Here is a 21,257-nt window from a genome sequence, read left to right on the forward strand (position 1 = left end):
GCCCATGACCCCCCAGCGCACCGTGGTGGTCGGGGCGGGCATGGGCGGGCTGGCCTGTGCCGCGCGGCTGGCGACTGCCGGCCGCGAGGTGGTGCTGGTGGAGGCCGCGGCCCAACCCGGCGGCAAGTTGCGCGAGGTGGTGGCCGGTGGCCAGGCCGGCGATGCCGGGCCCACGGTGTTCACCATGCGCTGGGTGTTTGACGAGCTGTTTGCCGACTGTGGCGCCCGCTTTGGCGACCAGGTGGGCCTGCGGCCCGCCCACACGCTGGCCAGCCACCGCTGGCCTGGCGATGACGGGGCGAATGCGCAGCTCGACCTGTTTGCCTGCCTGGAGGCCTCGGCCGATGCGGTGGGGCGCTTTGCCGGGGCCCTGGAGGCGCGGCGTTTTCGGGCCTTTCACCGGCGGGCCCGGCAGATTTACCACACGCTGGAACCGATTTACATCCGTGGCTCGCGGCCCACGCCGCTGGGCATGTTCCACCGGGCCGGCTGGCGGGGCACGCCGGCGCTGCTGCGCATCTCGCCGTTTGCCACGCTGTGGCGCGCCCTCGGCGGCCATTTCAGCGACCCGCGGCTGCGCCAGCTGTTCGGCCGCTACGCCACCTACTGCGGCTCCTCGCCCTTCCAGGCCCCGGCCACGCTGATGCTGATCGCCCATGTGGAGCAGGACGGCCTGTGGCTGGTGGACGGCGGCATGCATCGCTTGGCCCAGGCCATGGCCCAGTTGGCCAGCGCGCGCGGCGCCACACTGCGTTACGGCCAGCGGGTGCAAAGCATCGACCTGCGCGATGGCCGGGTGAGCGGCGTCACGCTGCAGGGCCCCGACGGCGGCACCGAGCGGCTGGCGGCCGACCAGGTGGTGTTCAACGGCGACGTGGCGGCGCTGGCCCAGGGCCTGCTGGGCGACGCGGCCCGCGCGGCCACACCGTCCACGCGGGCCGCGCCCCGCTCGCTGTCGGCCCTGACCTGGAACCTGCGGGCCGACACCGCAGGGGCCTCGCTGCAGCGCCACAACGTGCTGTTTTCCAACCACTGCGCCCGCGAATTCCAGCACCTGTTTGCCGGTGGCGCTGCCCCCGACCGGCCCACCGTCTACCTGTGTGCCCAGGACCGCGACGACACCGGCCAGCTCGCCCGGCCCGGACCTGAGCGACTGCTGTGTTTGGTGAACGCGCCGGCCAACCCCGGTGGCCCCGCGTGGCCGACCGAACGGGTGGCCGCCCAGGCGGCGGCGGTGCAGGCCCAGCTGGCGCGCGGTGGTTTACCCCTGGACCTGGCCCAGGGCAGCGCCACCACACCCGACGTCTTTGCGCGGCTGTTCCCTGGCACCGGCGGCGCGCTGTACGGCGCCCCCTCGCACGGCTGGCTGGCCTCGTTTCGCCGGCCCGGCGCGCGCACCGCCATCGAGGGCCTGTACCTGGCCGGCGGCAGCGCCCACCCCGGCCCTGGCGTGCCCATGGCCACGCTGTCGGGCCGGCAGGCCGCGCTGAGTGTGCTGGAAGACCGGTCATGACCCCCCTTGCTGAACCTGTGGGCCCGCAGTTCAACCGCCCGGTGCCACCCGGTGGTTACGCCTGGTGGTACCTCGACGGCCTGAGTGACGACGGCCGCCACGGGCTGACACTGATCGCCTTCCTGGGCAGCGTGTTCTCGCCCTACTACGCCCAGGCCAGGCGGCGCTCGGCCCAGGCCGACCCACTGGCCCATTGCGCGGTGAACGTGGCGCTGTACTCGCCGGCGGCCAGCCGCTGGGCCATGACCGAGCGCAACCACGCGGCCGTGCACCGCGAAACCCACAGCCTGTCGATCGGACCCAGCCATTTGTTCTGGGACGGCCAGGCCCTGACGGTGGTGGTGGACGAGGTGACCGCGCCCTGGCCATCGCGGCTGCGCGGCGCGGTGCGGCTCTTCCCGCGTGCGCTGGCCGGCCGGCGCCACGCGCTGGACGCCCAGGCCCGCCACCACTGGCAGCCGCTGGCGCCCTGCGCCCGCATCGAGGTGGACTTTGCCCAGCCCGGCCTGCGCTGGGCCGGCGAGGGCTACCTCGACAGCAACCAGGGCGACACCGCGCTGGAACACGATTTCCAGTGCTGGCACTGGTCGCGCGCCAGCCTGGTCGGCCCGGCCGGCGGGCCCGACACGGCGGTGCTGTACGACGTGACGCCCCGCCATGGCCAGCGCCAGCCACTGGCGCTGCGCTTTGACGGCCACGGGGGCGAACAGGCCTTCGAGCCGCCGCCGCTGGCCGCCCTGCCCGACTCCGGCTGGCGCGTGCCGCGGGCCACCCGGGGCGAAGCCCCGCACCCGGCGCAGGTGCTGCACACGCTGGAAGACGGGCCGTTCTACGCGCGCTCGGTGGTGGCCTCGCAGCTGCTGGGGCAGCGGGTGCGGGCGGTGCACGAAAGCCTGTGCCTGGACCGCTTCCGCAGCCGTTGGGTGCAGGCGCTGCTGCCGTTCCGGATGCCGAGGCGGGGCTGAACCGCGGTCAGTCCGCGGACGGGTCGGTGCCCGACGCCGCTTTCTGGTCTGCGGCTTCGCGGGCCGCCTTCTCGCGGTCGCGCCGCAGCTCGCGCCGCACCGACACCAGCTGCCAGACGGCCCAGGCCACCGGCACCGCAAAGCCCACCACCACCTCGATGGCGATCAAGGGAATGGTCATGGCGGCCCGAACGGTGCGCGCTCGCGCTGACCCAGGCGCTCGAACAAATCGATCACCCACACCGCCCGGCCCACCAGGTTCCACCAGGGGGGCGGCAAGGCGATGGTCAGGGCCAGCGGCGTGCTGGCGGCGGCGGCGTCCACCAGGAAGCGGGTTTGGGGCAATGGCGGCAGCGCGGCGGCGGCCTGCGGCGGCGCCAGGCACAGCAGCGACCAGCCCAGCACCAGCGCCTTGCGGCCGCGCGACACCACGGCGCGCTGGCTCACCGAGTCCAGGCCGCGCCGTGCCACCTCGTGGCCGATTTCGGCGTACAGGAAACGGGCGGCGTTGATGCCGGGGCGGCAGGCCAGCGGCAGCAGGGCCACCCCGGCGTCGACCCGGGCGTACAAGCCGTCGGCGGCGTCCAGCAGCCGCTGCACCACCTGGCTCAGCGCCGGCGAAAAGTGGGGATTGGCCAGCCAGGCGTCGGGGTCCAGCCCGGCCTCGACCATCCAGTCGCGCGGCAAGTACAGTCGGCCCATGCGGGCGTCTTCGCCGACGTCGCGGGCGATGTTGGACAGCTGCATCGCCACCCCCAGGTCGCAGGCCCGGGCCAGGCCGTCGGCGCTGCGCACGCCCATCAGCAAGGCCATCATCGCGCCCACGCTGCCGGCCACGCGGGCGGCGTAGGCGTGCAGCTGGTCCAGCGTGTCGTAGCTGCGGCCGGCCACGTCCCACTCAAAGCCTTCCAGCAAGGCCTCGGGCAGGGCCTGCGGAATCTGGTGCCGGGCCACCACATGGGCCAGCGCGCGGTCCACGGTGAGCGGCAGCGGCCGGCCCTGGTAGGCGCGGTCCAGCCGGGTGCGCAGCAGCGCGATGGCGGCCCGGGCCTGGCCGGCGTCGGTGCTGTGGTCCACCCCGTCGTCGGCGATGCGGCAGAAGGCGTAGAGCGCCGAGGCCGGCTCGCGCACCGCCCGGGGCAGCAGCAGCGAGGCGGCAAAAAACGTCAGCGAGCCCTGGTGCAGCAGCTCGCGGCAGGCGGCGATGTCGTCCAGCGGCGGGACCAGCGGCGGCGCCCCCTCCGTGGCCAGTGGCAGGGCGCTTGCCCCGTGGGCATCAGACCAGTTCATGGGCATGGGGCACCACCGAATCGAGCACACGGGCCGACGACAACACACCGGGCAGGCCGGCGCCAGGATGGGTACCGGCACCCACCAGAAAGAGCCGGCCGACTTCTTCGCTGCGGTTGTGCGGACGGAACCAGGCGCTCTGCGTCAGCAGCGGCTCCATGCCGAAGGCCGCCCCGCGGAAGGACGAGAGCCGGTCCTGAAAATCCTGCGGCGTCAGCAGGCGCGAAGTCACCACCTCGTCGGCCAGGCCGGGCAAGACGGTGTCGCTCAAACGCTGCTGCAGCGCCTGCCGGTAAGGCTCGGCCACCTGGGCCCAGTCGGTGCCGCTTTGCAAATGCGGCACCGGCGACAACACGTAGAAGGCGTCGCAGCCGGGCGGCGCCATCGAGGGGTCGGTGGCGGTGGGCCGGTGCAAATACATGCTGAAGTCGTCGGCCAGCAGCTTGCGGTCGAAGATGTCTTTGAGCAACTCCTTGTAGCGCGGGCCGAGCAGAATGGTGTGGTGGGCCACGTCGGGGTACTGGCGGCGGGTGCCGAAGTACCATACGAACAGGCTCATGGAGTAATGGCTTTTGTCGATGCGCTGGTTGGTCCAGCGCTTGCGGTGCTGCGGCGCCAGCAGGTGGCGGTAGGTGGTGGCCGAGTCGGCGTTGGACACCACGATGTCGGCCGCCAGCGTGTCGCCGCTGTCCAGCCGCACACCGCAGGCCGCGCCGTTCTGCACCAGGATCTCGGCCACGCCCTGGTTGCACAGCACCCGGTTGCCCTGGCCCTCGATCAGACCCACCAGGCCGGTGACCAGGCTGCCGGTGCCGCCCATCGCAAAGTGAACGCCCCAGCGCCGCTCCAGGAAGGCGATCAAGCAGTAGACCGAGGTGGTGGAGAACGGGTTGCCACCGACCAGCAGCGACTGGAAGGTCAACACCACCCGCAGCCGCGGGTCGGCCACATACTTGCAGGCCAGTGAATAGACAGTGCGGTAGCCCTCCAGCTTCAGCAAATCCGGCACGACCTTGGCCATGTCGGTCCAGCGGTCGAAGGCCACATGGCCCAGCTGCTCGAAGCCGACCTTGAAGATGGCCTCGCTGGCCTGCAGAAAGCGCTCGTAGCCGGCCACGTCGCCGGGCGCCAGGCGGGCCACCTCGGCGCGCATGGCTTCGGCGTCGCCGCTGTAGTCAAAACAGGTGCCGTCGTCGAAGCGGATCCGGTAGAAGGGGGCCACCGGCCGCAGGTCGATGTCGTCGGCCAGCTTGCGCCCGCACAAGGCCCACAGCTCTTCGAGCAGAAAGGGCGCGGTGATGACGGTGGGGCCGGCGTCGAAGGTGAAGCCGTCCTGGCGGTAGACATAGGCGCGGCCACCGGGGGCGTCGAGCTTTTCCAGCACCGTGACCCGGTAACCGCGGGCACCAAGCCGAACCGCCGCCGCCAGGCCACCAAAACCGCTGCCAATGACGAGGGCGTGGCGCTCGGGCGGCGCACTGCGGTGCGGCGGGGCCTGCAGGGGTCGGCCAGGCCCGGGTTCGCCAAAATATGTCAACATGAACACATACTAGATGTGTCATGTTTAATTGACAATCGAAATCTCCCCGGGGATCAGGTCGCCTCGCGGATCACGCCCCCGCCCAGGCAGACCTCGCCCTGGTACAGCACCGCGGACTGGCCCGGCGTGACCGCCCACTGGGCGGCCGGAAACCGCAGCGCGAAGGCGCCACCGGCGTCAGGCACCAGGGCACAGGGCGCGTCGGCCTGGCGGTAGCGGGTTTTGGCGGCCAGCGGACCGGCGGCCGGGGCCACGCCCGCCACCCAGCTGGTGTCGTCGGCCACCAATTGCTGCGACAGCAGCCAGGGGTGTTCATGGCCTTGCACCACCCACAAGGTGTTGGCGACCATGTCCTTGCGGGCCACAAACCAAGGCGCTTCAGGCCGGCCTTTCACGCCGCCGATGCCCAGGCCCTGGCGCTGGCCCAGCGTGTAGAAGCTCAGGCCCAGGTGCTGGCCCAGCGTGCGGCCACGCTCGTCCTTGATGGGGCCAGGCTGGTGGCTGATGTAGCGGTTCAGGAACTCGCGGAAAGGCCGCTCGCCGATGAAGCAGATGCCGGTGGAGTCTTTTTTCTTCGCGTTGGGCAGGCCGATGGCGTCGGCGATGCGCCGCACCTCGGTCTTGTGCAACTCACCCACCGGGAACAGCGTCTTGGCCAGCTGGGCCTGGGTCAGTCGGTGCAGGAAATAGCTCTGGTCCTTGGTGTTGTCCAGGCCCTTGAGCAGTTCAAACAGGCCAGTGGCCGGGTTGTGGCGAACGCGAGCGTAATGCCCGGTGGCGATTTTCTCGGCGCCCAGCCGCATCGCGTGGTCCAGAAAGGCCTTGAACTTGATTTCGGCGTTGCACAACACATCGGGGTTGGGTGTGCGGCCGGCGCTGTACTCGCGCAGGAACTCGGCGAAGACCCGGTCTTTGTAGTCGGCGGCGAAGTTGACATGTTCGATCTCGATGCCCAGCACGTCGGCCACCGCCGCGGCGTCAACGAAGTCGACGTTGGACGAGCAGTACTCGCTGTCGTCGTCGTCTTCCCAATTCTTCATGAAGATGCCGACCACCTCGTGGCCTTGCTGCTTCAGCAAATGGGCTGTGACCGCGGAATCGACGCCGCCGCTCAGACCGACGACGATGCGGTGTTTGGACATGGGCGCAATTTTACGGACGCGGCCCTCGCCCCACCGGCGCCAGGGCTGGGGCCCCGCCTCAGGGGCCGAGGAAAACGCTGGCGTCGGTCTGCACCAGGTCCAGCGGAAAGCGGCGGCCGGCCAGGTGGTCTTCCATGCAGCGCAGCACCAGCGGGCTGCGGTGGCGGGCCACGCTGGCCCGCACCTCGTCGGGCGTGAGCCACAGCGTGCGCACGATGCCGGTGTCCAGCGCGCGGCCCGGCAGCAAATCACCGACCTCGCCGCAGAAAGCGAAACGCAGGTAGGTGATGTCCTCGCCGCTGGCCGGCCGCTGGAAACGCGACAAATACACCCCCACCAGTTCGGTGGGCGTGAAACGGTGGGCGGTTTCTTCCAGCGCCTCGCGGGCACAGCCGGCGGCAGGCGACTCGCCCGGGTCCAGGTGGCCGGCCGGGTTGTTGAGTTTCAGGCCCTCGGGCGTGTGCTCTTCGACCAGCAGATAACGGCCGTCTCGGGCGATCACCGCGGCCACGGTGACACTGGGTTTCCATCGTTCATCCATGCCCGATTATCGTGGCGGCCGTCAAGAGCGGCTACCATAGGATGCGCTGGTTTTAGAGAGGGCCGACTGATCGTTTGTCCTGTCGAACCAGCGCAAAAAAGTCATGTAAGCTTTCGTTAAGTAACAATTTCACACCGTTTGCGTCCGCCGCCTCCGGCCCACGCCACCGAGGCGGGCGAACAACGGGTGAACAACAAGCATTGAGAGGAGACGCGCATGCTGATTGGCGTACCCACCGAGACCCTACCCGGTGAGACCCGTGTGGCTGTGACCCCCGAGACAGCCAAGAAACTCAAGGCCCAGGGCCACACCGTGCGGGTGCAGTCCGGTGCCGGCCTGGCCTCCAGCGCCCCCGACGCCGCCTACACCGCGGTGGGTGCCGAGATCACCGACGCCGCTGGCGCTTACGGCTGCGAGCTGGTGCTCAAGGTCCGCTCCCCCCAAGCCACCGAGGTGGCTGCACTGACCAAAGGCAGCACCCTGGTGGGCATGCTCAACCCCTTTGATGGCGAAGGCCTGCAGCGCCTGGCCACGGCCGGCCTGACCGGCTTTGCGCTGGAAGCCGCGCCCCGCACCTCGCGGGCGCAAAGCATGGACGTGTTGTCCAGCCAGGCCAACATCGCCGGCTACAAGGCGGTGATGATGGCCGCCGACAAATACCAGCGCTTCTTCCCCATGCTGATGACCGCCGCCGGCACCGTCAAGGCCGCCCGCGTGGTGATCCTGGGTGTGGGTGTGGCCGGTCTGCAGGCCATTGCCACGGCCAAGCGCCTGGGCGCCGTCATCGAGGCCAGCGACGTGCGGCCTTCGGTGAAGGAGCAGGTCGAGTCGCTGGGCGCCAAGTTCATCGACGTGCCCTATGAGACCGCCGAAGAGAAGGAAGCCGCCGAAGGCGTGGGCGGCTATGCCCGGCCCATGCCGCAGAGCTGGCTGGACCGCCAGAAGGCCGAAGTGGCCAAGCGGGTGGCCCAGGCCGACGTGGTGATCACCACCGCCTTGATTCCCGGCCGCGCCGCACCGGTGCTGGTGACCGAAGACATGGTCAAGGCCATGAAGCCCGGCTCGGTGATCGTGGACCTGGCCGCAGCCCAGGGCGGCAACTGCCCGCTGACCGAGGCCAACCGCACCGTGGTCAAGCACGGTGTGACGCTGGTCGGCGAGACCAATCTGCCGGCGCTGGTGGCGGCCGACGCCTCGGCGCTGTACGCCCGCAACGTGCTCGATTTCCTCAAGCTCATCATCACCAAGGAGGGCACGCTCAAGGTGGACCTCGAGGACGACATCGTCGCCGCCTGTTTGATGACGCACAACGGCGAACTGCGCCGCAAATAACAACATTCGAGGAGCCGCTTTCATGGATGCCGTGTCCCCCACCCTGATCAACCTGATCATTTTTGTGCTGGCCATCTACGTGGGTTACCACGTGGTGTGGACCGTGACGCCTGCGCTGCACACGCCGCTGATGGCAGTGACCAACGCCATCTCGGCCATCGTCATCGTCGGCGCCATGCTGGCTGCCGCACTCACCGAAACCCCGCTGGGCAAGACCATGGGCGTGCTGGCCGTGGCGCTGGCCGCGGTCAACGTCTTCGGCGGCTTTCTGGTGACGCGCCGGATGCTGGAGATGTTCAAGAAGAAAGAAAAGAAGGCCCCGGCCGCTCAGGGAGCTGCCAAATGAGCATGAACCTCGTCACGCTGTTGTATTTGGTGGCCTCGGTCTGTTTCATCCAGGCGCTGAAGGGCCTGAGTCACCCCACGACCTCGATCCGCGGCAACCTGTTCGGCATGATCGGCATGGCGATTGCCGCGCTGACCACCGCCGCGCTGATCGTCGAGCTGTCCGGCGGCAAGTCGCTGGGCATGGCCTATGTGCTGGGCGGCCTGGTGGTCGGCGGCGGCCTGGGGGCCTACATGGCCAACCGGGTGGAGATGACCAAGATGCCCGAGCTGGTGGCCTTCATGCACAGCATGATCGGTCTGGCCGCGGTGTTCATCGCGGTGGCGGCGGTGGCCGAGCCCTACGCCTTTGGCATCGCCGCCAAGGGCCTGCCGATTCCGGCCGGCAACCGGCTGGAGCTGTTCCTGGGTGCGGCCATTGGCGCCATCACCTTCAGCGGCTCGGTGATCGCCTTCGGCAAGCTCAGCGGCAAGTACAAGTTCCGTTTGTTCCAGGGCGCGCCGGTGCAGTTTGCCGGCCAGCACAAGATCAACCTGGTGCTGGGCCTGACCACCGTGGGCCTGGGCCTGGTCTTCATGGCCACCGAGAACTGGACCGCCTTCTTCGCCATGCTGGCGCTGGCCTTTGTGATGGGGGTGTTGATCATCATCCCGATCGGCGGGGCCGACATGCCGGTGGTGGTGTCGATGCTCAACAGCTATTCGGGCTGGGCGGCCGCGGGCATTGGCTTCAGTCTCAACAACTCCATGCTGATCATTGCCGGCTCGCTGGTGGGCAGCTCGGGTGCCATCCTCTCGTACATCATGTGCAAGGCGATGAACCGCTCGTTCTTCAACGTGATTCTAGGCGGCTTTGGTGGTGACGCGGCGACCGCGGCCACCGGCAGCGCGGTGCAGCGCAGCGTCAAGAGCGGCAGCGCCGACGACGCCGCCTTTGTGCTGGGCAATGCGGAGACCGTGGTCATCGTGCCGGGCTATGGCCTGGCGGTGGCCCGGGCCCAGCACGCGGTGAAGGAGCTGGCGCAAAAGCTCACCGACAAGGGCATCACTGTCAAGTACGCCATCCACCCGGTGGCTGGCCGCATGCCGGGCCACATGAACGTGTTGCTGGCCGAGGCCGAGGTGCCTTACGACCAGGTGTTCGAGATGGAAGACATCAACGGCGAGTTCGGCCAGGCCGATGTGGCCATCATCCTGGGCGCCAATGACGTGGTGAACCCGGCCGCCCATGTCAAGGGCAGCGCCATCTACGGCATGCCGATCCTGGAGGCCTACAAGGCCAAGACGGTGATCGTCAACAAGCGCTCTATGGCCGCCGGTTACGCCGGCCTGGACAACGAGTTGTTCTACATGGACAAGACCATGATGGTCTTCGGCGACGCCAAGAAGGTCGTCGAGGACATGGGCAAAGCCATCGAGTGACGCCGGGCACAGCCCAGCGTCCGCCCCCCACAGACAAAGGAGACCCCCCATGACTGACCGCCCCTGGCTCTCGGCCTACCCCCCTGGTGTGCCGGCCGACATCGACCCCACCCGCTACAGCTCGCTGGTGGCGCTGATGGAGGAAAGCTTCCAGAAGTTCGCCGACCGCACGGCTTACAGCTTCATGGGCAAGAACGTCAGCTTTGCGCAGACCGACTCACTGAGCGAGGCCTTTGGCGCCTACCTGCAGGGGTTGGGCCTGGCCAAGGGCGACCGGGTCGCCTTGATGATGCCCAACGTGCCGCAGTACCCGGTGGCGGTGGCTGCCGTGCTGCGCGCCGGCTTTGTGGTGGTCAACGTCAACCCGCTGTACACCCCACGCGAGCTGGAGCACCAGCTCAAGGACTCGGGTGCCCAGGCCATCGTCATCATCGAGAACTTCGCCGCCACGCTGCAGCAGTGCATTGCCGCCACGCCGGTCAAGCATGTGGTGCTGGTGGCCATGGGTGACATGCTGGGCCTGATCAAGGGCAGCATCGTCAACTACGTGGTGCGCAACGTGAAGAAGATGGTGCCGGCCTACAGCCTGCCCGGTGCGGTGCGCTGGAACGACGCGGTGGCCCGCGGCACCAAGGGCACGCTCAAGCGCCCCGACATCAAGCCCGACGACATGGCGCTGCTGCAGTACACCGGGGGCACCACCGGCGTCAGCAAGGGCGCGGTGCTGCTGCACAAGAACGTGATCGCCAACGTGCTGCAGTCCGAGGCCTGGAACGACCCGGTGATGAAGAAGGTGCCGGCCGGTGAACAACCCACCGCCATCTGCGCCCTGCCGCTGTACCACATCTTCGCCTTCACGGTGAACATGATGCTGGGCATGCGCACCGGTGGCATGACCATTTTGATCCCCAACCCGCGCGACCTGCCGGCGGTGCTGAAGGAGCTGAGCAAGCACCGCTTCCACAGCTTCCCGGCGGTCAACACCTTGTTCAACGGCCTGGCCAACCACCCGGACTTCAACACCGTGGACTGGTCCAACCTGAAGATCTCGGTGGGTGGCGGAATGGCGGTGCAAGGCGCGGTGGCCAAGCTGTGGCTGGAGAAAACCGGCTGCCCGATTTGCGAAGGCTACGGTCTGTCGGAGACCTCGCCGTCGGCCAGCTGCAACCCGACCACCAGCACCGAGTACACCGGCACCATCGGCGTGCCGATTCCCAACACCTATTTCAAGCTGCTGGACGACGACGGCAACGAGGTGCCGGCCGGCCAGCCGGGCGAGATCGCCATCAAGGGCCCGCAGGTGATGGCCGGCTACTGGCAGCGCCCGGACGAGACCGCCAAGGTCATGACGCCCGACGGTTACTTCAAGACCGGCGACGTGGGCGTCGTTGACGCCAAAGGCTTCTACAAGATCGTCGACCGCAAGAAGGACATGGTGCTGGTGAGCGGCTTCAACGTCTACCCCAACGAGGTGGAAGACGTGGTGGCAGGCCTGGCGGGCGTGATGGAGTGCGCGGTGGTGGGTGTGGCCGATGAGAAGACCGGCGAAGCGGTCAAGCTGGTCATCGTCAAGAAAGACCCGGCCCTGACCGAAGCCGATGTGCGCGCCTTCTGCAAGGCCAACCTCACGGGCTACAAGCAACCCAAGGTGGTGGAGTTCCGCACCGAACTGCCCAAGACCCCGGTGGGCAAGATCCTGCGGCGCGAGCTGCGGGACAAGAAGTGAATTGAGTGCGAGGTGACCGGCGGCCTGCCGGTCGAGGAAAATTCGGGGCGGCCGCGAGGCCGCCCTTTTTTATTGCCCCGAAAGCCGCCCGCCATGACCGTTCGCACCGCAATCCTCAGCGCCCTGCTCGACGAGCAGCGCGGCCTGGTCGACCACCTGCACGGCGCCCAGCGGGTGCAGCACGCGGGCCGGACCTTTTTCACCGGCCAGTTGCACGGCCAGCCGGTGGTGCTGGCGTTGTCACGCATAGGCAAAGTGGCGGCGGCCACCACCGCCACCGCGCTGATAGAGCGTTTTGGCGTGGGCCGCATCCTGTTCACCGGCGTGGCCGGCGGGCTGGCGCCGGGGGTGCGGGTGGGTGACCTGGTGCTGGCCGACAGCTTCATCCAGCATGACCTGGACTCCTCGCCCATCGTGCCCCGCTACGAGGTGCCGATGTACGGCCGCTCGCATTTCAGCACCGACACCGCCCTCAGCGCCGCGCTGGCCGCCGCCGCCCAGGGCGTGCTGGACGACCATGCCCGCTGGCTGGCGCCCGAAACCCGGCAAGCCTATGGCCTGGCCGATCTGCGGCTGCACCGCGGCCTGGTGGCCAGCGGCGACCGGTTTGTTTCCACCAGCGCCGAAAGCCAGCGGCTGCAGGCCGAACTGCCCGAAGCCTTGGCGGTGGAAATGGAAGGGGCGGCGGTGGCCCAGGTGTGTTTTGACTACGGCCTGCCCTTTGCCGCACTGCGCACCGTGTCCGACCGGGCCGACGACGACGCCCATGCCGATTTCTCGGCCTTTGTGCGCGACGTGGCCAGCCACTACAGCCGGGCGGTGGTCGAGGCCTGGTTGCAGCGGCTCTGAGGCCGCCACCGGCCCGTCAGCGGTAGGAGGCAGGCCGCTGGCCGTTGCGCTCCAGGAAGCGGCAATCGCCGACCCAGCCCTCCTGCTCCCACTGGCCCTGCAGCTCGGCGCAAATGCCCTGGGCATGCCAGACCTTGAGGCCATAGACCGCCACCAGCACCGCCAACACGGCCCCCACCACGGTCAGCACACGGCGTGGACGCATCGCCCGGGCTCTGCCTCAGCGCAGCCAGCCGCGCTTGGCGAAGTACCACATCGGCACCGCCGCGCTGGCAATCATCAGCAGCACCACATAGGGGTAGCTGGCCGTCTGGCCCAGCCATTCCAGTTCGGGGAAACGCATGTTCATGCCGTAGATGCTGGCCACCAAGGTGGGTGGCAGCAGGGCCACGCTGGCCACCGAGAAGATCTTGATGATCTTGTTCTGGTTGATGTTGATGAAACCCACCACCGCGTCCATCAGGAAGTTGATCTTGTCGAACAAAAAGGCGGTGTGCGAGTCCAGCGAGTCGATGTCGCGCAGAATCTGCCGCGCCTCGTCAAACTGGTCGGTGTTGAGCATGCGGCTGCGCATCATGAAGCTCACCGCGCGCCGGGTGTCCATCACGTTGCGGCGGATGCGGCCGTTCAAGTCTTCCTGGCGGGCGATGGTGGCCAGCACCTCGCCGGCCAGCGCGTCCGTGATGTCGCCCGACAGCACCTGGCTGCTGGCTTTTTCCAGCGCGTCGTGGATGCCTTCCAACGTGTCGGCCGAGTACTCGGCGTCGGCATCGAACAATTTCAGCAGCACCTCGCGGGCGTCTTCAATCAGCCCTGGCATGCGGCGCGCCCGCATCCGCAGCAGCCGGAACACCGGCACGTCCTCGTCATGGATGGAGAACAGCACACCTTTGCTGCGCAACTCCTCGTTGACCAGGTTCAGGATGAAAGCCACCCGCACGGTGCGTGGCTCTTCGGCGTCGGCCACCAGAAAGTCGCTGCGGATGTGGCGCTCGCCGTTGTCTTCTTCATAGAAGCGGGCCGATTCCTCGATGTCCTCGTCCATCGCGTCTTCGGGAATCGACAGGCCGTAATGCTGCTTGATCCAGCGTTTTTCCTCGACCGTGGGCGACTCCAGGTCGACCCAGATCGGCTGGAATTTCTTCAGCTCTTCGAGCGATTCGATTTCTTCCTGGAACAGCCGCCCGTTGGCCAGGGTGAAGATGTTGAGCATGGCGCGCTCCCTTGCAAGACAGAAAGGTGGGCAGGCTCAATGGAGGAGCCCGCGTCGGGGTTGGGTTCGGTGCGCTTCCAACGTCCCGTGCGGGCGCTGGAAGCTACCAACTGGGGCAGGTTTCCAAGGAGATTCTCCGGAGTGAAGTTGTCAGAATTATGCGCCCAAAACGCCGCGTCACGGGGCGGCGGGCGGGGCAAAAAATGCCAGCAACTCGGCCTGTTTGGCCCGTGCGTCCTGCTGGCCCAGGGCCACCAAGGCGTTGACAAAACCCGGCTCGAACAACAGGTAGCTGGCCAGCGCCGCACCACCGCCGCCGCGGCGCCGGTCCAGCGCGCCCAGGCCGCTGAAGGCATATCGCAGGTTGATCGGCAACTCGCGCACATGGGCCTGGGCCAGCGCGTCCAGCGACTGCGAAGGCTGGATGGCCAGCACATCCAGCCGCTGGTAGGGCAGGCCACCGGCCACCGATGGGGCCAGCCGGGCCAGGGTTTCGTTGACCCGCTGGGCCTGCTCCACGTCGGCCTGCAAGGTGTCGTGGAACACGCTGGCCATGGCATGGCCGGCGATGCCGCCCAGGCTGGGGGTGCGCAGCTGGCCCATGGGCGCCGGGCCGGCAAAGCCGGCGCGCTGCGGCTGGCCCACACCGATCACCATGATCTTGTTGGCGCCCAGGTGCAGCGCCGGTGACAGCGGCGAGATCTGCCGCATCGAGCCATCGCCAAAAAACTCGCGGTGGCCGTCCACCCACAACGGCGTGGCCGGAAAGATGAAGGGGATGGCGCTGGACGCCATCAGGTGCTCGATGGTGATGGGCTGGAAATCCACCTGCCGGCCTGGCCGCAGCCAGCCGCTGCTGGTTTCGTCGCGCAGCGTGTGGCAAAAGGTCCAGTGCACACCGCTGCTGTAGCTGGACGCGGTGATGGCCAGCGCGTCCAGCGTGCCGGCCCGCAAGGCCTCGTCGATGCCGGGCAGGTAAATCGCCTTGTGCAAGGTGTCAACCAGCGGCAGGTTGTCCAGCAGCGCGCCCTGGCGGCGCACGTTGCGCGACAGGTTCAGCGCCGCCACCCAGCGGCTGGCCCGGCCCAGCACACTGGCCAGCGGCGACACGCTGAGGTCGTACACGTCGCTGGACCGGGTGCGGGCCCAGAACTGGGCCAGGTCGTCAAAGGGCTGCAGGCCGCGGGTGGCGCCGCTGGCCAGAAACGTGGCGTTGATCGCGCCGGCCGAGGTGCCCACCAGCACCTGGAACGGGAACTGGCGCTGCGGGCCGTCGCGCTGGCGCAGCATTTCGGACAGCGCCAGCAGCACGCCGGCCTGGTAGGCCGTGCGGGCACCGCCGCCCATCAGCACCAGGCCACAGGACGGGCGGGTGCCGGCGCCGTTCAATCCGGCGTGGATCATGGTGTCTAGGCTCATGGCTTGCCTGAAAATTTCGTTGCAGTTTAGGGTAAGCCCCGAGGCGGTCGGCCCAAGCCGGAAACAGCGGGCGGAACCCCCGCCATTCCACGCCCTGTCGGCAAACGAAAGGGCTACTTGCAATTGCCCTGCAACGGGCGCATAGTGAACTCAAGTGAACGGTGTGTCGTGCCATGGCAACCCATGGCGTATTTCAACTGAAGCCAAGGAGGTTCTTTGTATGAACTTGACGATCAGCGGTCACCACCTCGAGGTCACCCCTGCCCTGCGCAGTTACGTGACAAACAAGCTGGACAAACTCACCCGGCATTTTGACCAACTGGTGGACATCAAAGTCTTGTTGAGCGTCGAAAAACTCCGAGAAAAGCAGCAGCGGCAGCGCGCCGAGTGCAACATCCATGTGAAGGGCAACGACATGTTTGCCGAGAGTTCGCACGAAGACCTGTACGCGGCGGTGGATGAACTGGTCGACAAGCTCGACCGGCAGGTGGTCCGCCACAAGGACCGGCTGCAATCACACCACCACGAGGCACCGAAGCGTTTGATGTGAACGCTGGCGCCCCAAAAGCCAAAGCCGCCCAAGGGCGGCTTTTTTCATGGACCATCCCCGGCCTGGCCGCTGGCCAGAGCCCCGGGGAAACAGTCAGTCTCAGACCAAGGAAGCCAGCGGCAGCGGGGGCAGCAGGCTCAGCAGGCCAGCGGTGCTGTTGATGCCGTGCAGGGCGCCAGTGGCGGTGAGCGAGCCCACCTCCAGCGTACCGCTGCCGTCGCCATGGCTGATGCTGACCGGCAGCGAGTCCAGCGGCAGCGTGCTGGGCGACAGCGGCGCATTGGCCAGCAGCGCGCCCAGTTGGGCCTGCAACGGCGCCACGATGTCGAGAATGGCCGCAGCAGACGGGAGGCCGCCCGAGAAGGCGGGCAACGACGGCAGCGTCGGCACGGCCAGTGCTGGCAACTCTGGCGCGGCCAAGGCGGGCAACGTTGGCAAGGCCAGCGCATCGGCAGGCAGTGCGGGCAAGGCCAAAGCCGGCAGTTCTGGCGCGGCCAGGGTTGGCAACGTGGGAACGGCGACGGCGGGCAGTTCCGGCACGGCCAGGGCGGGCAAGGTGGGCAAGGCCAGCGCATCGGCAGGCAATGCGGGCAGCGTGGGAACCGTCAAGGCGGGAAGCGTGGGCGCCGCCAAAGCAGGCAGTTCTGGCGCAGCGAGCGTCGGCAGCGTGGGAACGGCGAGGGTGGGCAGCTCCGGCACAGCCGGGGCGGTCAGCGTGGGCAAGGCCAGCACATCGGCAGGCAGTGCGGGCAAGGCCAAAGCCGGTAGTTCTGGCACGGCCAGGGTCGGCAACGTGGGAACGGCGAGGGTGGGCACAGCCAGGGCGGGCAAAGCCGGCGCATCGGTCGGCAATGCCGGCAGCGTGGGAACGGCCAAAGCCGGCAGTTCCGGCGCAGCCAGCACTGGGAGCGCGGGCAAGGCCAGAGTGGGCAGCGCTGGCGCTGCAGGCAAGCTGGGTGCCGTCATGGCCGGCGCCTGGCCATTGCCGCTGATGGCCAACAGATCGCCAAATTGCAGGGTAGCGGTGCCGGCGCTGCCGTCGTTGGCAGAGGCGGCGCTGGCTTTGTGACCCAGCAGGTTCAGGTTGAAGGAAGCACTGGAGGACATGGGAATTTCCTAGAAAATGCAGTACGAAAGCAGTACTGGCACTCAAGGGTAAACCACGATTGTGAATTTTCGATTTAAAGGTGAGTAAATTTCGTGAAATATTCACGCATCGCCACCGACCCGCTGTTCACCGGCCTGACGACGCATTCATACTCCGGCTCCAGCACCTGCCCCGCAGGTGCATAATCCTGCGCAGACCCACCATGAACCGACTCGCCTCCATCCTGCCCGCGGCACAGGTGCTTGTGCGTGTGGACGCAACCAGCAAAAAGCGGGCCTTTGAAGAGGCCGGCCTGCTGTTTGAAAACCTCCACGGCCTGAGCCGAGCCCTGATCACCGACAGCCTGTTCGCCCGCGAACGCCTGGGCTCCACCGGCCTGGGCCATGGCGTGGCCATCCCGCACGGCCGCATCAAGGGTCTGAAATCGCCTATGGCGGCGGTGTTCCAGCTGGCCCAGCCCATCGGATTCGACGCCCCTGACGAGCAGCCGGTGGGCTTGTTGATCTTTTTGCTGGTGCCCGAGGCGGCCACGCAAAAGCACCTGGAAGTGCTGTCGGAAATTGCCGAGTTGCTGAGCGACGCGGCCCTGCGCGAGAAGATCAAGGCCAGCCCCAGCGCCGATGAGTTGCACGGCATGATTGCCAGCTGGCAGTCGATCCAGCCCGCCTGATGAAGGCCACTGCGGTCAGCGCCGACGCGCTGTTTGAAAACCACCGCGCGGCCCTGCATTGGGAATGGGTGGCCGGCCTGGGCGCTTCCGAGCGGCGTTTTGACGAGGTGGCCGTCAAGGCCGCGAGTTCCGGCGCCGATCTGGTGGGCTACCTGAACTACATCCACCCCTACCGGGTGCAAATTCTCGGCGAACGCGAGGTGGCCTACCTGACCCGCGGCTCACCGGACGACTGTGCGCGCCGCATCAGCCGCATCGTCACGCTGGAGCCGCCGGTGCTGGTGCTGGCCGATGGCCAGGCCGCGCCCGACACGCTGCTGTCGATGTGCGAACGGGCGCAGATTCCGATGTTCGCCACCCAAGAGTCGTCGGCCTTTGTCATCGACGTGCTGCGGGCTTATTTGTCCAAGCACTTCGCCGACCGCACCACCATCCACGGGGTGTTCATGGACATCCTGGGTCTGGGCGTGATGATCACCGGCGAATCGGGCCTGGGCAAAAGCGAACTGGGCCTGGAGCTGATTTCGCGCGGCAACGGCCTGGTGGCCGACGACGCTGTGGACCTGTTCCGCATCAACCAGACCACCATCGAGGGCCGCTGCCCCGAGCTGCTGCAAAACCTGCTGGAGGTGCGCGGCATCGGCCTGCTGGACATCCGCGCCATCTTTGGCGAGACCGCGGTGCGCCGCAAGATGCGGCTCAAGCTCATCGTCCACCTGGTGCGCCGCGAGATCATGGAGCGCGACTACGAACGCATGCCGGCCGAGCCGCTGACGCAGAACGTGCTGGGCGTGCCGGTGCGCAAGGTGGTGGTTCAGGTGGTGGCCGGCCGCAACATCGCGGTGCTGGTGGAGGCCGCGGTGCGCAACGCCATTTTGCAGCTGCGAGGCATCGACACCTACCAGGAGTTCGTCACCCGGCAGCGCCGGGCGATGGAGAACGACCACTGAGGTCGCTGCGCGTTGCAAGCAACGCATGGACCCTGATCGCTTGCGCCTCTTTCCGGCGCAACCCCATTTCAAGCGTGGTGGCCGCGCGTGCCAGGTGCCGGCCGGCTGGGGCAGTCGGCCTTGGTGCAGTGCCCGTACAGGCTCAGCGCGTGGTCTTGCAGTGCAAAGCCGCGCGCCAACGCCACCGCCTGCTGGCGGCGCTCGATTTCGGGGTCGTTGAATTCCTCGACCTTGCCGCAGTCCAGGCAGACCAGGTGGTCGTGGTGCTGGCCTTCGTTGAGTTCGTAAATGGCCTTGCCCGATTCGAAATTGCTGCGGTCCAGAATGCCCGCCTGCTCGAACTGGGTCAGCACCCGGTAGACGGTGGCCAGGCCGACGTCGGAGCGCTCCTCAAGCAACACCCGGAACACGTCTTCTGCCGTCATGTGGCGCTGCCCGCCCTTCTGGAAAATTTCCAAAATCTTCAAGCGCGGCAGGGTGGCCTTGAGGCCGGTGTTCTTGAGTTCGTCGATGGTGTTCATGCAAGGCTTTCGTCGGGCGCGGGACCGTGGTGACGGCCTGCGCGGGCGAGGGCGTCAGGGGAGGGGCGGCTGAAAACAGCATGCCGGTACAATGATTTGACCATATTGCCACCGGTTTGAACATGCCCTTTCCTCTCCCACACCGCTCCGGTTTTCGCCCGCTGGTGCTGGCCGGCGCCACCCTGTGTGCCCTGGCATCGGGCTGCAGCAGTTTCAACAATGCCAGTAACCAGGTGGTGCGGGCCATCGCGCCTTACCAGGTGGAGGTGGTGCAGGGCAACTTCGTTTCCAGCGAACAGGCCGCATTGCTCACCCCCGGCATGGACCGCAACCAGGTGCGCGAGATCCTGGGCACCCCCTTGCTGACCAGTTTGTTCCACGACAACCGCTGGGACTACGTGTTCACCATCCGCCGCAACGGCGCGGAACCACAGGTGCGCCGCTTCACCGTGTTCTTCAAGGGCGACAACTTCGACCGTTTCGACGGCACCGACCTGCCCAGCGAGACCGAGTTCGTCCGCACACTGGACACCAAGCGCAAGTTTGGCAAGGTGCCAGAGCTGCAGGCCAGCGAGGAAACGCTGCAGAAATTCAAATCCGGCAAGCCCGCGGTGGCGGCAGCCGATGCCGCGCCCGCCAGCGCGCCCGCGCTCACCGTCTACCCGCCACTCGAAAGCGCCCAGCAATGAGCGCCACGCCCCTTCCCCACCGCGTGGCCATCGCGGGGGCATCGGGCCGCATGGGCCGGATGCTGATCGAAGCGGTGCGCACCAGCGACGACTGCGTGCTGGCCGGCGCCCTCGACGTGGCGTCCTCGCCGGCGCTGGGCCAGGACGCCGCGGCCTTTCTGGGCCAGCCCAGCGGCGTGGCCATCACCGCCGACCTGGCCCAGGGCTTGGCCCAGGCCCAGGTGCTGATCGACTTCACCCGCCCCGAAGGCACACTGGCCCACCTGAAGGCCTGCCGCGAACTGGGGGTGCAGCTGGTGATTGGCACGACCGGCTTCAGCGACGCGCAAAAGGCCGAGATCAAGGCCGCGGCCAAAGACATCGCCATCGTCATGGCGCCCAACATGAGTGTGGGTGTCAACGTCACGCTGAAGCTGTTGCAGATGGCCGCCAAGGCCTTGTCCACCGGCTACGACATCGAGGTCATCGAGGCCCACCACCGCCACAAGGTCGACGCCCCCTCGGGCACCGCGCTGAAAATGGGCGAGGTGATTGCCGAGGCGCTAGGCCGTGACCTGAAGGACTGCGCGGTCTACGCCCGCGAAGGCGTGACCGGCGAGCGCGACCCGTCCAGCATCGGCTTTGCCACCATCCGCGGCGGCGACATCGTCGGCGACCACACGGTGCTGTTTGCAGGCATCGGTGAGCGCATCGAGGTCACCCACAAATCGTCGAGCCGGGCCACCTATGCCCAGGGCAGCCTGCGGGCGGTGCGCTTCCTCGGCAACCAGCGCACCGGCCTGTTCGACATGTTCGACGTGCTCGGCCTGGCCTGACCCACCCCACCATGGGCGCCCTGTGGTCTTCGGGCGATGCGGTCAGCCGCAGTGTGGCGCTGTTGCTGCTGGCGATGTCGGTCGCCAGCTGGGTGGTGATTCTGTGGAAAAGCTGGTTGCTGCGCCGCGCCCTGGGCGATGTGGCACGCAGCACCGCCGCCTTCTGGCAGGCCGCCAACCTGGCCGATGGCGCCCAGGCCGCCGCGCTGTTTGACCGCGCCGGCCTGGTCACCCCCCTGCTCGCCGCCACCGGGCCTGCGCCGGTGGCCACGCTGGCCAGCGCCGGCGACCCCTCCCAGGCCCTGACCCGTGGCCTGCGCACCGCGCTGCAGGCCGGGCTGCGGCAGCTGCAGTTCGGCCAGACCCTGCTGGCCACCGTGGGCGCCACCGCGCCTTTTGTCGGCCTGCTGGGCACGGTCTGGGGCATCTACCAGGCCCTGACCGCCATGGCCAGCGTGGGCCAGGTGACCATCGACCGCATCGCCGGCCCGGTGGGTGAGGCCCTGGTGATGACCGCCGCCGGCCTGGCCGTGGCCATTCCCGCGGTGCTGGCCTACAACGTGCTGGGCCGCTGGGTGGGCCGCATCGAGGGCGATCTCGAAGGCTTTGCCCACGACCTGCGCGAGCTGGTGCTGTCGCTGTCCGACGAGCTCTAGC

General features: G+C 67.8%; 23 protein-coding genes. 13 read left to right on the forward strand and 10 right to left on the reverse strand.

The genetic code is table 11. The features are described 5' to 3' along the window. Nucleotides 1–4: 4 nt before the first annotated feature. Nucleotides 5–1,513, forward strand: a complete 1,509-nt coding sequence (crtD, locus tag AC4BAR_RS14040) for a 1-hydroxycarotenoid 3,4-desaturase CrtD (RefSeq protein WP_490628507.1) — start codon at nt 5–7, stop codon at nt 1,511–1,513. Then, the gene (locus AC4BAR_RS14045) at nt 1,510–2,478 is read left to right on the forward strand and encodes a carotenoid 1,2-hydratase (RefSeq protein WP_490628508.1); all 969 of its coding nucleotides are present in this window, start codon (nt 1,510–1,512) and stop codon (nt 2,476–2,478) included. The genes crtD and AC4BAR_RS14045 overlap by 4 nt, the downstream gene beginning before the upstream one ends. 7 nt (nt 2,479–2,485) lie before the next feature. On the opposite strand, the gene AC4BAR_RS14050 is transcribed toward AC4BAR_RS14045, so the two are convergent. Genes AC4BAR_RS14050 through AC4BAR_RS14070 form a run of 5 tightly spaced genes read right to left on the reverse strand, consistent with a single transcriptional unit; the run spans nt 2,486 to nt 6,991 of the window. Beyond that, entirely contained in the window at nt 2,486–2,659 is a 174-nt protein-coding gene (locus tag AC4BAR_RS14050) for a hypothetical protein (RefSeq protein WP_490628509.1), read from the reverse strand. After that, nucleotides 2,656–3,768, reverse strand: coding sequence for a phytoene/squalene synthase family protein (locus AC4BAR_RS14055; protein WP_490628510.1), 1,113 nt, complete (start codon nt 3,766–3,768; stop codon nt 2,656–2,658). Before AC4BAR_RS14055 ends, AC4BAR_RS14050 begins: the two co-directional genes overlap by 4 nt. After that, entirely contained in the window at nt 3,755–5,308 is a 1,554-nt protein-coding gene (locus AC4BAR_RS14060; protein ID WP_490628511.1) for a phytoene desaturase, read from the reverse strand. Before AC4BAR_RS14060 ends, AC4BAR_RS14055 begins: the two co-directional genes overlap by 14 nt. A 53-nt stretch (nt 5,309–5,361) precedes the next feature. Further along, the gene (gene mnmA, locus AC4BAR_RS14065; protein WP_490628512.1) at nt 5,362–6,450 is read right to left on the reverse strand and encodes a tRNA 2-thiouridine(34) synthase MnmA; all 1,089 of its coding nucleotides are present in this window, start codon (nt 6,448–6,450) and stop codon (nt 5,362–5,364) included. 58 nt (nt 6,451–6,508) lie between these two features. Then, nucleotides 6,509–6,991 (reverse strand): NUDIX hydrolase, encoded by a 483-nt coding sequence (locus AC4BAR_RS14070; RefSeq protein ID WP_490628513.1) that lies wholly within the window; start codon nt 6,989–6,991, stop codon nt 6,509–6,511. Nucleotides 6,992–7,207: 216 nt separating this feature from the next. Between AC4BAR_RS14070 and AC4BAR_RS14075 the strand changes: the two genes are divergently transcribed. The 5 genes from AC4BAR_RS14075 to AC4BAR_RS14095 all read left to right on the forward strand — a co-directional run bounded on the left by AC4BAR_RS14075 (nt 7,208) and on the right by AC4BAR_RS14095 (nt 12,665). Next, nucleotides 7,208–8,323, forward strand: a complete 1,116-nt coding sequence (locus tag AC4BAR_RS14075) for a Re/Si-specific NAD(P)(+) transhydrogenase subunit alpha (protein ID WP_490628514.1) — start codon at nt 7,208–7,210, stop codon at nt 8,321–8,323. Nucleotides 8,324–8,345: 22 nt separating this feature from the next. Further along, complete coding sequence (locus AC4BAR_RS14080; RefSeq protein WP_490628515.1) at nt 8,346–8,669, forward strand: NAD(P) transhydrogenase subunit alpha part 2; 324 nt, start codon at nt 8,346–8,348, stop codon at nt 8,667–8,669. Then, complete coding sequence (locus tag AC4BAR_RS14085) at nt 8,666–10,090, forward strand: NAD(P)(+) transhydrogenase (Re/Si-specific) subunit beta (RefSeq protein ID WP_490628516.1); 1,425 nt, start codon at nt 8,666–8,668, stop codon at nt 10,088–10,090. Before AC4BAR_RS14080 ends, AC4BAR_RS14085 begins: the two co-directional genes overlap by 4 nt. A gap of 49 nt (nt 10,091–10,139) precedes the next feature. Continuing rightward, nucleotides 10,140–11,816 (forward strand): long-chain-fatty-acid--CoA ligase, encoded by a 1,677-nt coding sequence (locus AC4BAR_RS14090; protein WP_490628517.1) that lies wholly within the window; start codon nt 10,140–10,142, stop codon nt 11,814–11,816. A gap of 93 nt (nt 11,817–11,909) precedes the next feature. Continuing rightward, nucleotides 11,910–12,665, forward strand: coding sequence for a 5'-methylthioadenosine/adenosylhomocysteine nucleosidase (locus AC4BAR_RS14095; RefSeq protein WP_490628518.1), 756 nt, complete (start codon nt 11,910–11,912; stop codon nt 12,663–12,665). Nucleotides 12,666–12,681: 16 nt separating this feature from the next. Here AC4BAR_RS14095 and AC4BAR_RS14100 read toward each other — a convergent pair whose 3' ends face one another. From AC4BAR_RS14100 to AC4BAR_RS14110, 3 genes are all read right to left on the reverse strand, one after another. Beyond that, nucleotides 12,682–12,870 carry a hypothetical protein gene (locus tag AC4BAR_RS14100; protein WP_490628519.1) on the reverse strand — a complete coding sequence of 63 codons (189 nt, stop codon included), beginning with the start codon at nt 12,868–12,870 and terminating at the stop codon, nt 12,682–12,684. Nucleotides 12,871–12,885: 15 nt separating this feature from the next. Further along, on the reverse strand, nt 12,886–13,878 hold the full coding sequence (locus tag AC4BAR_RS14105; protein ID WP_490628520.1) for a magnesium and cobalt transport protein CorA: 993 nt from the start codon (nt 13,876–13,878) through the stop codon (nt 12,886–12,888). Nucleotides 13,879–14,055: 177 nt separating this feature from the next. Then, nucleotides 14,056–15,297 carry a patatin-like phospholipase family protein gene (locus tag AC4BAR_RS14110; RefSeq protein WP_490628521.1) on the reverse strand — a complete coding sequence of 414 codons (1,242 nt, stop codon included), beginning with the start codon at nt 15,295–15,297 and terminating at the stop codon, nt 14,056–14,058. 220 nt (nt 15,298–15,517) lie between these two features. On the opposite strand from AC4BAR_RS14110, the gene hpf reads away from it, so the two are divergent. Then, nucleotides 15,518–15,847, forward strand: coding sequence for a ribosome hibernation-promoting factor, HPF/YfiA family (gene hpf / locus AC4BAR_RS14115; RefSeq protein ID WP_490628522.1), 330 nt, complete (start codon nt 15,518–15,520; stop codon nt 15,845–15,847). A 99-nt stretch (nt 15,848–15,946) separates the two neighbouring features. Here the strand turns inward: hpf and AC4BAR_RS14120 are convergent, their stop codons facing one another. Next, nucleotides 15,947–16,954, reverse strand: a complete 1,008-nt coding sequence (locus AC4BAR_RS14120; protein WP_490628523.1) for a hypothetical protein — start codon at nt 16,952–16,954, stop codon at nt 15,947–15,949. Nucleotides 16,955–17,157: 203 nt separating this feature from the next. On the opposite strand from AC4BAR_RS14120, the gene AC4BAR_RS14125 reads away from it, so the two are divergent. Both AC4BAR_RS14125 and hprK read left to right on the forward strand, forming a co-directional pair. After that, a complete protein-coding gene (locus AC4BAR_RS14125; RefSeq protein WP_490628524.1) occupies nt 17,158–17,625 on the forward strand; it encodes a PTS sugar transporter subunit IIA in 468 nt (155 codons plus the stop codon). Further along, nucleotides 17,625–18,575, forward strand: a complete 951-nt coding sequence (gene hprK / locus AC4BAR_RS14130) for an HPr(Ser) kinase/phosphatase (RefSeq protein ID WP_490628525.1) — start codon at nt 17,625–17,627, stop codon at nt 18,573–18,575. The genes AC4BAR_RS14125 and hprK overlap by 1 nt, the downstream gene beginning before the upstream one ends. A gap of 68 nt (nt 18,576–18,643) precedes the next feature. On the opposite strand, the gene fur is transcribed toward hprK, so the two are convergent. Further along, nucleotides 18,644–19,096, reverse strand: coding sequence for a ferric iron uptake transcriptional regulator (gene fur, locus AC4BAR_RS14135; protein ID WP_490628526.1), 453 nt, complete (start codon nt 19,094–19,096; stop codon nt 18,644–18,646). 122 nt (nt 19,097–19,218) lie between these two features. On the opposite strand from fur, the gene AC4BAR_RS14140 reads away from it, so the two are divergent. Genes AC4BAR_RS14140 through AC4BAR_RS14150 form a run of 3 tightly spaced genes read left to right on the forward strand, consistent with a single transcriptional unit; the run spans nt 19,219 to nt 21,256 of the window. Next, the gene (locus AC4BAR_RS14140) at nt 19,219–19,785 is read left to right on the forward strand and encodes an outer membrane protein assembly factor BamE (RefSeq protein WP_490628527.1); all 567 of its coding nucleotides are present in this window, start codon (nt 19,219–19,221) and stop codon (nt 19,783–19,785) included. Further along, nucleotides 19,782–20,600 carry a 4-hydroxy-tetrahydrodipicolinate reductase gene (gene dapB / locus AC4BAR_RS14145; RefSeq protein WP_490628528.1) on the forward strand — a complete coding sequence of 273 codons (819 nt, stop codon included), beginning with the start codon at nt 19,782–19,784 and terminating at the stop codon, nt 20,598–20,600. The genes AC4BAR_RS14140 and dapB overlap by 4 nt, the downstream gene beginning before the upstream one ends. Nucleotides 20,601–20,611: 11 nt before the next feature. After that, the gene (locus AC4BAR_RS14150; protein WP_490628529.1) at nt 20,612–21,256 is read left to right on the forward strand and encodes a MotA/TolQ/ExbB proton channel family protein; all 645 of its coding nucleotides are present in this window, start codon (nt 20,612–20,614) and stop codon (nt 21,254–21,256) included. Nucleotide 21,257 lies beyond the last annotated feature (1 nt).

Source organism: Rhodoferax sp. SPJ4, from assembly GCF_058216275.1.

Bases quoted from the DNA above. Each gene is read 5' to 3' on its own strand.
- AC4BAR_RS14140 (WP_490628527.1), top strand. From the start codon at position 19,219: ATGCCCTTTCCTCTCCCACACCGCTCCGGTTTTCGCCCGCTGGTGCTG.
- hpf (WP_490628522.1), top strand. From the start codon at position 15,518: ATGAACTTGACGATCAGCGGTCACCACCTCGAGGTCACCCCTGCCCTG.
- fur (WP_490628526.1), bottom strand. From the start codon at position 19,096: ATGAACACCATCGACGAACTCAAGAACACCGGCCTCAAGGCCACCCTG.
- AC4BAR_RS14050 (WP_490628509.1), bottom strand. From the start codon at position 2,659: ATGACCATTCCCTTGATCGCCATCGAGGTGGTGGTGGGCTTTGCGGTG.
- AC4BAR_RS14125 (WP_490628524.1), top strand. From the start codon at position 17,158: ATGAACCGACTCGCCTCCATCCTGCCCGCGGCACAGGTGCTTGTGCGT.
- dapB (WP_490628528.1), top strand. From the start codon at position 19,782: ATGAGCGCCACGCCCCTTCCCCACCGCGTGGCCATCGCGGGGGCATCG.
- AC4BAR_RS14045 (WP_490628508.1), top strand. From the start codon at position 1,510: ATGACCCCCCTTGCTGAACCTGTGGGCCCGCAGTTCAACCGCCCGGTG.
- AC4BAR_RS14055 (WP_490628510.1), bottom strand. From the start codon at position 3,768: ATGAACTGGTCTGATGCCCACGGGGCAAGCGCCCTGCCACTGGCCACG.
- AC4BAR_RS14120 (WP_490628523.1), bottom strand. From the start codon at position 16,954: ATGTCCTCCAGTGCTTCCTTCAACCTGAACCTGCTGGGTCACAAAGCC.
- AC4BAR_RS14110 (WP_490628521.1), bottom strand. From the start codon at position 15,297: ATGAGCCTAGACACCATGATCCACGCCGGATTGAACGGCGCCGGCACC.
- AC4BAR_RS14095 (WP_490628518.1), top strand. From the start codon at position 11,910: ATGACCGTTCGCACCGCAATCCTCAGCGCCCTGCTCGACGAGCAGCGC.
- AC4BAR_RS14150 (WP_490628529.1), top strand. From the start codon at position 20,612: ATGGGCGCCCTGTGGTCTTCGGGCGATGCGGTCAGCCGCAGTGTGGCG.
- crtD (WP_490628507.1), top strand. From the start codon at position 5: ATGACCCCCCAGCGCACCGTGGTGGTCGGGGCGGGCATGGGCGGGCTG.
- hprK (WP_490628525.1), top strand. From the start codon at position 17,625: ATGAAGGCCACTGCGGTCAGCGCCGACGCGCTGTTTGAAAACCACCGC.
- AC4BAR_RS14070 (WP_490628513.1), bottom strand. From the start codon at position 6,991: ATGGATGAACGATGGAAACCCAGTGTCACCGTGGCCGCGGTGATCGCC.
- AC4BAR_RS14060 (WP_490628511.1), bottom strand. From the start codon at position 5,308: ATGTTGACATATTTTGGCGAACCCGGGCCTGGCCGACCCCTGCAGGCC.
- AC4BAR_RS14075 (WP_490628514.1), top strand. From the start codon at position 7,208: ATGCTGATTGGCGTACCCACCGAGACCCTACCCGGTGAGACCCGTGTG.
- mnmA (WP_490628512.1), bottom strand. From the start codon at position 6,450: ATGTCCAAACACCGCATCGTCGTCGGTCTGAGCGGCGGCGTCGATTCC.
- AC4BAR_RS14090 (WP_490628517.1), top strand. From the start codon at position 10,140: ATGACTGACCGCCCCTGGCTCTCGGCCTACCCCCCTGGTGTGCCGGCC.
- AC4BAR_RS14100 (WP_490628519.1), bottom strand. From the start codon at position 12,870: ATGCGTCCACGCCGTGTGCTGACCGTGGTGGGGGCCGTGTTGGCGGTG.
- AC4BAR_RS14085 (WP_490628516.1), top strand. From the start codon at position 8,666: ATGAGCATGAACCTCGTCACGCTGTTGTATTTGGTGGCCTCGGTCTGT.
- AC4BAR_RS14105 (WP_490628520.1), bottom strand. From the start codon at position 13,878: ATGCTCAACATCTTCACCCTGGCCAACGGGCGGCTGTTCCAGGAAGAA.
- AC4BAR_RS14080 (WP_490628515.1), top strand. From the start codon at position 8,346: ATGGATGCCGTGTCCCCCACCCTGATCAACCTGATCATTTTTGTGCTG.